General features: G+C 65.9%; 1 protein-coding gene. It reads left to right on the top strand.

What is annotated here, in order from left to right:
• Window positions 1-2,423, top strand: a 2,423-nt coding sequence (locus ACIQWR_RS41465; protein WP_404021360.1) for a dihydropteroate synthase, incomplete at both ends; no start/stop codon positions are given.

Raw genomic sequence — 2,423 nt, 5'->3', positions numbered from 1 at the left:
TACCAGACGGTTCCGTTCCGTCAGGACCTGGCGTTCATGGCGATCGGTGAGCGGACGAACGCGAACGGGTCGAAGAAGTTCCGGGACGCGATGTTGGAGGCGCGTTGGGACGATTGTGTGGAGATGGTCCGGGACCAGATCCGTGAGGGTGCGCACATGTTGGACCTGTGTGTGGACTATGTGGGTCGTGATGGTGTCGCGGACATGGATGAGTTGGCGGGGCGTTTCGCGACGGCTTCGACGTTGCCGATCGTGTTGGACTCGACCGAGGTTCCGGTGATCAAGGCGGGGTTGGAGCGTCTGGGTGGGCGCGCGGTGATCAACTCGGTGAACTACGAGGATGGTGACGGCCCGGAGTCGCGGTTCGCGCAGGTGACGCGGTTGGCGCAGGAGCACGGGGCCGCGTTGATCGCGTTGACGATCGATGAGAAGGGTCAGGCGCGGACGGTCGAGGACAAGGTGGCGATCGCGCAGCGGTTGATCCTGGACCTGACGGAGAATTGGGGGATTCTGGAGTCGGACATCCTCATCGACACGTTGACGTTCACGATCTGCACGGGTCAGGAGGAGTCGCGGGGGGACGGTATCGCGACGATCGAGGCGATCCGTGAGCTCAAGCGGCGTCATCCGGCGGTGCAGACCACGCTCGGGTTGTCGAACATTTCCTTCGGGTTGAATCCCGCTGCTCGTGTGTTGTTGAACTCGGTGTTCCTGGACGAGTGTGTGAAGGCGGGGTTGGATTCGGCGATCGTGCACGCGTCGAAGATCCTGCCGATCGCGCGGTTCGACGACGAGCAGGTCGGTACCGCGTTGGATCTGATCTATGACCGGCGTGCGGAGGGTTATGACCCGCTGCAGAAGCTGATGGCGCTGTTCGAGGGTGTGAACACGAAGTCGTTGAAGGCGGGGCGGGCGGAGGAGCTTCTCGCGCTGCCGTTGGACGAGCGGTTGCAGCGGCGGATCATCGATGGTGAGAAGAACGGTCTGGAGGCGGATCTGGACGAGGCGTTGGAGGCCCGTCCGGCTCTGGCCATCGTCAACGACACCCTGTTGGAGGGGATGAAGGTCGTTGGTGAGTTGTTCGGGTCGGGTCAGATGCAGTTGCCGTTCGTGTTGCAGTCGGCGGAGGTGATGAAGACGGCGGTGGCCTATCTGGAGCCGCACATGGAGAAGACGGACGCGGACGGCAAGGGCACGATCGTGCTGGCCACGGTCCGTGGCGATGTCCATGACATCGGGAAGAACCTCGTCGACATCATCCTGTCGAACAACGGCTACAACGTGGTCAACATCGGGATCAAGCAGCCGGTGTCGGCGATCTTGGAGGCCGCTGTGGAGCACCGGGCGGACGTGATCGGGATGTCGGGCCTCCTGGTCAAGTCCACGGTGATCATGAAGGAGAACCTCCAGGAGCTCAACCAGCGCAAGCTCGCCGCCGACTACCCCGTCATCCTCGGCGGCGCCGCCCTCACCCGCGCCTACGTCGAACAGGACCTCCACGAAATCTACGAAGGCGAAGTCCGCTACGCCCGCGACGCCTTCGAAGGACTGCGCCTCATGGACGCCCTGATCGCCGTCAAGCGCGGTGTCCCGGGCGCCACCCTGCCCGCGCTGAAGCAGCGCCGCGTCGCCAAGCGCGACACCCCGGTCGTCGTGGAGGAGGAGGCGGACGCCGGTCCGGCCCGCTCCGACGTGTCCGTCACGAATCCGGTGCCGACGCCGCCGTTCTGGGGGACGCGGGTGGTCAAGGGGATCCCGCTGAAGGACTACGCGTCCTGGCTGGACGAGGGCGCGCTGTTCAAGGGTCAGTGGGGGCTCAAGCAGGCGCGCGCCGGTGGAGCCACCTACGAGGAGCTCGTCGAGAGCGAGGGACGCCCGCGGCTGCGCGGGCTCCTGGACAAGCTCCACACCGAGAACCTCCTGGAAGCGGCCGTGGTCTACGGCTACTTCCCCTGCGTGTCCAAGGGTGACGACCTGATCATCCTGGACGAGCAGGGCAACGAGCGGACCCGCTTCACCTTCCCCCGCCAGCGTCGCGGCCGCCGCCTGTGCCTCGCCGACTTCTTCCGCCCCGAGGAATCCGGGGAGAAGGACGTGATCGGCCTGCAGGTCGTCACCGTCGGCTCCAAGATCGGCGAAGCCACCGCCAAGATGTTCGCCGCCGACGCCTACCGCGACTACCTCGAACTGCACGGCCTGTCCGTCCAGCTCGCCGAGGCCATGGCCGAGTACTGGCACGCCCGGGTCCGCTCCGAGCTCGGCTACGCCGGCGAGGACCCGGCCCGGGTCGAGGACATGTTCGACCTCAAGTACCGCGGCGCCCGCTTCTCCCTCGGCTACGGCGCCTGCCCCGACCTGGAGGACCGCGCCAAGATCGCCGACCTCCTCCAGCCCGAACGGATCGGCGTCCACCTCTCCGAGGA

The sequence above is a fragment of the Streptomyces sp. NPDC098789 genome, from assembly GCF_044759975.1.
Taxonomy (GTDB): Bacteria; Actinomycetota; Actinomycetes; order Streptomycetales; family Streptomycetaceae; genus Streptomyces.
This window is presented reverse-complemented; position numbering and strand designations above follow the sequence as displayed.